Genomic DNA, 8,627 nt, shown 5'->3' on the forward strand with positions numbered 1-8,627 from the left:
CGTGCCGCTGATCAGCGACATGCCCTTCGCCAAGGACGTGTCCCTGGAACTCGGCTACCGCTTCTCCGACTACTCCTCGATCGGCGACACCAACACCTACAAGGTGTCGGGCGAGTGGGAAGTGATCGACGGCCTGCGCTTCCGGGCCGGCTACAACCGCGCCGTCCGCGCCCCGAACGTCATCGAACTGTTCGCGCCTCAGAACGTCGGCCTGGACGGCACGCAGGACCCCTGCGCCGGCCTGACGGCGGCCAACCCGCTGGTCGCGCAATGCGCCAGCGCCTTCCACCTGACCACCGCCCAGGTCCTGGCCATCGAGAAGAACCCGGCCAACCAGTACAACGGCCAGTTTGGCGGCAACCCGAACCTGAAGCCGGAAATCAGCGACACCTACACCGCCGGCGTCGTCTTCCAGCCCAAGTTCGTGCCGGGTCTCTCCGTCTCGATCGACTACTTCGACATCAAGGTCGATCAGTTCATCGCCGGCCTCGGCGCCAACCTGATCCTGAACCAGTGCGTGTCGACACAGAACCCGTTCTTCTGCAACCTCGTCCACCGCGAGCCGGGCAACAACTCCCTGTGGCTCGACCCGACTGGCTTCGTTCAGGACACCACTCTGAACACCGGGTCGCTGAACACCAGCGGCATCGATCTGAACGTCAACTACCGTTCGGATCTGTCGAACCTAGGCCTCGGCGACAACGGCTCCGTCGCCGTCAGCATGGTCGGCACCTGGCTCGACAACCTGAAGACCCAGCCCCTGCCGGGCGGCCCGTCCTACGACTGCGCCGGCCTCTACGGCACGGTCTGCGCCGGCCCGAACGGCGAAGGCCCGGCGCCGGTGTGGCGTCACAAGCTGCGGGTCACCTGGACCACGCCCTACTCCTACGGCGACTGGCTCAAGAGCCTCAGCTTCTCGGCCCAATGGCGCTACTTCGGCGGCGTGAAGCTCGACGCCTACTCGAGCAACCCGCAGCTGAACAACCCCGGCCTCCAGTACGAGACCGACCGGGCGCTGTCCTCGCGCAGCTATCTGGACCTGACGGCCAACTTCACCGTCCACAACAACCTGAACTTCCGGGTTGGCGTGAACAACGTGTTCGACAACGATCCGCCGATCATCGGCGCCTCGAACTGCCCTGTGGGCGCCTGTAACGGCGGCACCTACCCGCAGGTCTACGACGCGCTTGGCCGGTACATGTTCGTGGGCCTGAGCGCCGACTTCTAAGGCGGTCACCCACTTCGGAATGGAAGGGCGGCGGAGCAATCCGCCGCCCTTTGTTTTTGCCCCGCTCGCCCGCGCCGGCCGCATCGGGTAATCAGGCGACAGGGGGAACCCGCGACAATTGAGGACGTGGCCTTGACCAGTTGGAAGAGCGGCCCGATCAGCCTGAAAATCGCCGCAGCGGCGCCGGCGCCCGCAGCGCGCGATCCAGCCGGCGAAAAGGCGGCGCTGGCTGAGATCGGCGCCGCGGTGCAGGCTCGCGACTTCGAGCGCGCGGGCCGGCTGGCCGAACGCGCCCTCGCCGGCGGCCTGGAGCATCCGGCCGTCCTCAACCTGGCCGCCCTCAAGCTCGAAGGCGAAGAGCGCTTCGAAGACGCCGTTCGCCTGCTCCAGCGCGCGGTGGCGCTCGCCCCCGGCGACCCCGGCGCGCGCAATGCCCTGGGGCTTTGCCTGCGCCGCCTTGAGCGGGACACCGAGGCCCTGGCGCAGTTCGACCAGGCGGTCGCGATCGCACCCGCCTTCGCCGGAGCGCACGGCGCCCGCGGCGGCTGCCTGGAGAGCCTGGGCCGCCTGAACGAGGCCGAGGCGGCCTTCCGCCGCGCGATCGAGCTGCAGCCCGAGAACCTTGGGGGTCTGGCCGGGCTCGCCAATCTGATGAGCCGACGTGGCGCCCACGCCGAGGCGCGCGCCATGGCCGACAAGGTGCTGGCCGCCCAGCCGGGCTATCCGGACGCCGTCAACGTAGCGGCCGCCGCCGAACTCGCGGACGGCGACGCGCCGGCGGCCCAGGCTCGTCTTGAAGCCGTCATCCCCGATCCGCGGCTGACGCCGCAACAGCTCGCTTTCGCGCAAGGCCTGTTGGGCGATGTGCTTGACGCCCGGGACCGCATCCCTGAGGCCTTCAGCGCCTATGCCGCCTGCAACATGGGCCTGTGGCGCACCTACGCGGCGACCTACGGTGCGCCGCCAAGCGCGCTGGAGTTCGCGCATGGGATGATCGGGCGCCTCGAGGCCATCGACCCCAAGGCCTGGACCGCGGCGGGCGAGCCGGCGCCCGGAGCGACAGGACACGTCTTCCTGCTCGGCTTCCCGCGCTCGGGCACCACCCTGCTGGAGCAGGTGCTGGCCAGCCACCCCGAGGTCCGGGCTCTCGAGGAGCGCGAGACGCTGTCAGCCGCCATGCGCGCCTTCCTGGCCGCGCCGCAGGACCTCGATCGGCTGGCCGTGGCGAGCGAGGGCGAGCTCGCCCCGCTGCGCGCCGCCTACTGGGCCCGTGTCCGCGAGGAAGGCGCTCAGGTCGAAGGCAAGCTCTTCGTCGACAAGCATCCGCTGAACACCTTCAAGCTTCCTCTGATCGCGCGGCTGTTCCCGCAGGCGAGGATCCTGTTCGCCCAGCGCGATCCGCGCGACGTGGTGCTGAGCTGCTATCGCCGGCGGTTCGTGATGAGCGGCTCGGCTTACCAGCTGCTGACCCTGCCGGGCGCGGCGGGCTACTACGATGCGGCCATGCAGGTCGCCGAGCGCCTGGCGCCGGCGCTGGCCGGGCGGACGCATGTCGTGCGGCACGAGGCGCTGATCGAGGACTTCGACGGGGTGGTCGGCGCGGTGTGTGCGTTCCTCGGCCTCCCCTGGACCGACGACCTGCGGGCGTTTTCCAACCGGACCCGCGACCGCGGGATCGCCACACCGTCCGGCGCGCAGCTGGCTGGCGGCCTCAGCGCCGAGGGCGTCGGCCAGTGGCGCCGCTACCGCCAGCAGATGGCCCCGGCCCTGCCCAAGCTCGCGCCCTGGGTGGAGCGCTTCGGATACGCCCCCCAGTGACCCTGGCGCCGGCGGATCGTCATCCTCCGGCCGTCCCGCCCACCGACGCCAAGGGCTGGGGCGCGCTGGGCGACCGCCTTCGGCTGGCCGGCGATGTCGATGGCGCGGACCAGGCCTACGCCCGCCAGATCCGCGCTTCGGTCACCGATCCGCAGCTGATCGCCGCCGCCGACGCCCTGTGCGAGGGCCGCGCCGCCGATTGCCATCGCCTGCTGAACGCCCGACTGGCGCAACGCCCCGATGACGTCCAGGCGCTCTGGGCCTTCGCCGAGCTGGCGGCGCGCACCGGTCGGCCGGGCGACGCTGAGGCCCTGCTGTCCCGCGCCCTGGCGCGCGCCCCTGGCTTCACCGCCGCCCGCTACGCCTACGCCATGGCGCTGCATCACCAGGGAAAGGCGGCGCTGGCCGTCATCCAAGCCGACCGCCTGACCGCCGAGGACCCCAGCCACCCGCTCTACCGCCAGCTCGGCGCGGCGGCCCGGATGCAGATCGGCGACTATGAGGCCTCGGCTCAGGCCTACCGCGCCGTGCTCGACGCCCACCCCGGCGTGGCCCTTACCTGGATGGCCTACGGCCATGTCCTGAAGACGCTGGGCCGGCAGGGCGAAGCTATCGCCGCCTACCGCGAGGCGATCCGCCTGCGGCCCGGGCTGGGCGAGGCCTGGTGGAGCCTGGCCAATCTCAAGACCGAGGCCCTCAGCCGAGACGACATCGCCCTGATGACGGCCGCGCTCGACAGGCCCGACCTCGGCGACGAAGGCCGCTTTCACCTGCAATTCGCCCTGGGCGCGGCGCATGAGGCGGCCGGCGACTATGCCAGCGCCTTTCAGAGCTATGCCGACGCCAACGCCCTGCGCCGCGCCGCGCTGCCCTATGACGCTGACGAGACCGCCATCCATGTGGCGCGCTGCAAGGCGCTGTTGAGCGCCAGCTTCTTCGCCGCCCGCGCCGGCGGCGGCTGCCCACGGCCCGACCCGATCTTCATCGTCGGCCTGCCGCGTTCGGGTTCGACGCTGATCGAACAGATCCTGGCCAGCCACAGCCAGGTGGAAGGCACCCAGGAACTTCCCGACGTCGAGGTTCTCGCCGCCCGGCTCGGCGGTCATCGCGGCAAGCCGTCGGAGGGCGTCTACCCCGACATCCTGGCCGCGCTCTCAGCCGACGAGCTTCGCGCGCTTGGCGAGGAATATCTGCAGCGGGCCGCCGTCCACCGGAAGACCGCAGCACCCCTTTTCATCGACAAGACGCCGAACAATTTCGCCCACATCGGCCTGATCCGGCTGATGCTGCCGAAGGCCAAGATCATCGACGCCCGGCGTCACCCCATCGGCTGCTGCTTCTCGGCCTTCAAGCAGCACTTCGCAGCCGGTCAGGCGTTCAGCTACGGGCTGACGGATCTGGCGCGCTACTACAGCGACTACGTGGAACTGATGGCCCACTTCGACGCCGCGCTCCCCGGCGCGATCCACCGGGTGATCTACGAACAGATGGTCGCCGATCCGCAGACGCAGGTGCGCCAGCTGCTCGACCACTGCGGTCTGCCGTTCGAGGAGGCGTGCCTGCGGTTCTACGAAAACGACCGCGCCGTGCGCACCGCCAGTTCCGAGCAGGTGCGCCGTCCGATCTTCACCGACGCCACCGATCACTGGCGGAATTTCGAACCTTGGCTGGAGCCTTTGACCGGCTATCTGCGTTCCCTGATGGATGCCTATCCGAAAGGGGCGGAATTCTAGCCGTCAACCGCCAGAAGCCACCGTTTCCATAGGATTTTTATGGGCGCGTTATATGGCTTTTATTACGTTGTAAGCGTAGCGTCGGACCAGCTCCTGAAACTGTAGTGGTTCAGCATGCAGAAAATGCCGTCCCAGACCGAACGCTCCGACGAATTTGACCGCCCTACCTCCCATGGCCGCAGCTTCGCCAAGGATATCGCCGAGCTGGCCCTGTTCCTCGAACTCACCGAACCGGCCGGATCCATCGGCCACCTGGACGCCGCCACCGCCGAGGTCACCAGCGACCGACGCGTCCCGCTCACCACCCTCAAACGTTGCATCTCCGAGGCCCGCGCCCTCATCGAGTTCGCGCACGAGAGCGGCGCATTGCGTCATCTCCAGGCGCGCGCGGCCGGCGCTGAGTGGGCGCTGCGCAGCGAACTGGCCGTGTGGCTCGACGAGACCCGCCTGACCGAGGTGTTGAAGCAGCGCGCCCTGCGGCTCAACCGCAGCCGGGGCGGGCGGCCTTCGACCACGACCCGCACGCTGCGCGCCGTCGAGGAGTTGGTGGCCTTCGCCCGCGCCGGACGGCCGGACGCTCTGGATGAGTTGCGCTCGATCCAGGCGCTCGTCGCCGAAGCCTGAACGTCGAGCCGCTTTTCCGGACCACGGCTCCCGCGCGCGATTTAAGTCAAACCGATGCGGCGCAGCGTCGCGGGACCCACTTTTATTTGCGCAAGACTGTCAAAAATGGCGATCCGTCGAGGTTCGCCGGGGACTTCACTTAGCCGGCGCCTGAAAAATGGACGTCGCCAAACACTGCTCTGTCTCGGCGCTGTAATATTTGCAGGCGCCGCCCTCAGCGGTTTGCAGTCGAAGGGCGCGTTTCTGGTCTCGCCTGCCCAATTCCCACAAGTGCAGATGGACTTCGACTGTCCCCCCGGCACTCTCAAGGACAACTAAGAAGCCGGTGGGGGAAGCGTTCGGTCGGGCCCAACAACAATTTGGGGATCCTGACATGAACAAACTATTCGTAGGCGCGAGCATCATCGCGCTGACGGCGCTGAGCGCCAGGGGCGCTGCGGCCGCTGAAGCTGCGGACGCCGCAGCTGCCGCTGGCCCGTCGTCACTCGACGAACTGATTGTCACCGGCACGCGCGCCACCGGCATGAAGGCCGCCGACAGCCCGGCGCCGATCCAGGTGCTGGGCGCCAACGCCCTGAAGCAGGTCGGCCCGCCCGACCTGATGCAGGCCATCGCCCAGAACCTGCCGTCCTTCAACGCCCAGGGCTTCGGCGGCGACTCGGCCAACCTGACCCTTTCGGCCGCATTGCGCGGCTTGAACCCCAACGACACCCTGGTGCTGGTGAACGGCAAACGCCGCCACGGCACTGGCAACCTCGCCGTCGATGGCGGGAGCCCCTATTCGGGCTCGGCGACCGCGGACCTTGGCCTGATCCCGGTCGGCGCCATCGACCATATCGAGGTCCTGCAGGACGGCGCGGCGGCCCAGTATGGCTCCGACGCCATCGCCGGCGTCGTCAACATCATCCTGAAGAACAACTCCGATGGCGGTGCGCTTACCGCGACCGCTGGTCAGAACTATCAGGGAGATGGCAAGACTGGCGCCTGGTCGTTCAACAACGGCACCAAACTCGGCGACAGCGGCTTCCTCAATTTCACGGTCGAGGAACGCTACCACGAGCACACGGTCCGCGGCGGCGCCGACCGGCGCCTCTACGACATCAATGGAAATCTGCTGTCCACCGACAGCGCTGTCGACGCGGGCGTGGCCAATGCGCCCGGCGCGCCGCAGGTGAACAAGATCAACGGCGACCCGGCCTACAATCTCTACAACTTCTTCTACAATGCCGGGTACGACCTGGGTGGCGGGATCGAGCTCTACAGCTTCGGCAGCTTCAGCCACCGCAACGCCTCGTCCTACGAGAACCTGCGCGTGCCCTCAAAGGTCAGCGGCACGACCTCGACCGGCGTGAAGTACTATCCCTTCCCGGCCGGCTTCGACCCCGTCGAGACCCTGGCGGAGGACGACTACTCCTTCACCGGCGGGATCAAGGGCGCCTTCGAAGGCTGGTCCTGGGACCTCTCCACCACCTATGGCAAGGACCGTGACGGCATCTACACCGATGGCTCGGCCAACGCCCAGTTGTTCCCGGTCCTGGCCGCCGTTTCGGCCACACCGATCGCATCCCAGCGCGATTTCTACGACGGCACCTTCGCCACCAGTGAGTGGACCACCAACCTCGACATCGTGAAGACCTTCGACGTCGGCGCCGCTTCGCCGCTGAACTTCGCGTTCGGCGCCGAGGCCCGCCAGAACAAGTTCGAGATCGACGCCGGGGAGCCCTCGTCCTACTTCGGCGGCGGCGCCCAGTCGTTCACCGGCTACGATCCCTCCAACGCCGGCGTCCACACCCGCAACGACTACGCCGGCTACGTGGATCTGGCCATCGACCCGATCAAGGACCTGCACCTCGACCTCGCCGGCCGCTATTCGCACTACAGCGACTTCGGCGAGGCGACGGTCGGCAAGCTGACCGGCCGCTATGACTTCAGCCCGATGTTCGCGCTGCGCGGCACCATCTCCAACGGCTTCCGCGCCCCGACCCTGGCCGAAGAATACTACTCGGGCACCAACGTCTCGCCCTCCTCGGCCGACGTCCAGTTGCCGGCAAACTCGCCCGGCGCGGTGATCGCCGGCTTCGCGCCGCTGAAGCCGGAAAAGTCGACCAACTACAGCGTCGGCCTCGTCGCCCACCCGATCGAAGGCATGCAGATCAGCCTGGACGCCTACCAGATCGACGTCCGCGACCGCATCGTCGTCACCGGTTTCATCTACGGCTCAGACCTCAGCGGTGGCGTGAACCACGTGATCTCCCAGGCCGTGCTGAACGCCATCACCGCCCACGGCAACACGCTGGACACCGGCATCTCCTACGCCGGCATCTCGGTGTTCACCAATGGTGTGGATACGCGCACTCAAGGCGCAGAGCTGACCGTCAACTACGCCTCGGACTTCGGTGAATTCGGCCACGTCGATTGGACCGGCGGCCTCAACTACAACAAGACCACGATCACCAAGCTCTACCCGCTACCGGCCCAGGACTTCTCCGCGGCGCCGACCGTCATCACCCAGACCACGCTTCTCAGCCCCAGCGCTCAGTCGTCGCTCACCACGGCGACGCCGCGCGAGAAGTTCGTCGGCAACGCCTATTGGACGCTGGGCAAATGGAGCGCGAACCTGCGCGAGACGGTCTATGGCGAGACGTCCGAACTCGCCTCGACGAGCAATATCACCACAGACCTGAAGATTCCCGTCTCGGCGATCACCGATCTGACGGTCGCCTATAAAATAACCGGCGCGCTCAAGCTCGAGGTGGGGGCCAACAACCTATTCGACAAGACTCCGCCCAACGTTCCGAACCTCCCGGGCCTGAACAAGCCCGCGAACGGCGGCAACGTCTGGAATGCGCCAATGACCTTCTCCCCCTGGGGAATCAACGGCGGCTACTACTATGCCCGGGTGACGCTCACCTACTGAGCCGCGCCAGACGCCTCGGGTCGGGGCGGATCGGTAAGGACCGATCCGCCCTGATCCGGGTTTGGGCGCGCCTGCACAGTTTTTCGGCGCACGTCGTAAAAGCTTCACCCTACGCCTGCGGGTTGTGGACACTCGCCTGCGATCGCTCCTCGCTGAGCCTGCCAACGAAGCGCCTGGGACGCACAGCCCAGGCCGTCAACCAGCAGCTCGCGGGGATCTGCCATGAAAAACATGTACCTGGGCGCCAGCGTCATCGTTCTGTCGACGGTCCTGTCGTCCGCCGCCTACGCCGCAGGCGCAGCCGCAG

5 protein-coding genes are annotated in these 8,627 nt (G+C 67.7%); all 5 read left to right on the top strand.

What is annotated here, in order from left to right:
* Positions 1-1,228, top strand: a 1,228-nt coding sequence (locus E8A12_RS02205; protein WP_293366121.1) for a TonB-dependent receptor, incomplete at its 5' end; no start/stop codon positions are given.
* Positions 1,229-1,360: 132 nt separating this feature from the next.
* Positions 1,361-3,046: a tetratricopeptide repeat-containing sulfotransferase family protein gene (locus tag E8A12_RS02210; RefSeq protein WP_293366122.1), complete on the top strand. Its 1,686-nt coding sequence runs from the start codon at positions 1,361-1,363 to the stop codon at positions 3,044-3,046.
* Positions 3,043-4,779: a tetratricopeptide repeat-containing sulfotransferase family protein gene (locus tag E8A12_RS02215; RefSeq protein WP_293366123.1), complete on the top strand. Its 1,737-nt coding sequence runs from the start codon at positions 3,043-3,045 to the stop codon at positions 4,777-4,779. Before E8A12_RS02210 ends, E8A12_RS02215 begins: the two co-directional genes overlap by 4 nt.
* A gap of 123 nt (positions 4,780-4,902) precedes the next feature.
* Positions 4,903-5,403, top strand: a complete 501-nt coding sequence (locus tag E8A12_RS02220; RefSeq protein WP_293366124.1) for a hypothetical protein — start codon at positions 4,903-4,905, stop codon at positions 5,401-5,403.
* 373 nt (positions 5,404-5,776) lie between these two features.
* On the top strand, positions 5,777-8,320 hold the full coding sequence (locus tag E8A12_RS02225; protein WP_293366125.1) for a TonB-dependent receptor: 2,544 nt from the start codon (positions 5,777-5,779) through the stop codon (positions 8,318-8,320).
* Positions 8,321-8,627: the final 307 nt, after the last annotated feature.

The organism is Phenylobacterium sp. (assembly GCF_004799395.1).
Lineage (GTDB): Bacteria > Pseudomonadota > Alphaproteobacteria > Caulobacterales > Caulobacteraceae > Phenylobacterium.

What these genes read in the sequence shown, in the direction of transcription:
- E8A12_RS02225 (WP_293366125.1), top strand. Translation starts at nt 5,777, where the DNA reads ATGAACAAACTATTCGTAGGCGCGAGCATCATCGCGCTGACGGCGCTG.
- E8A12_RS02220 (WP_293366124.1), top strand. Translation starts at nt 4,903, where the DNA reads ATGCCGTCCCAGACCGAACGCTCCGACGAATTTGACCGCCCTACCTCC.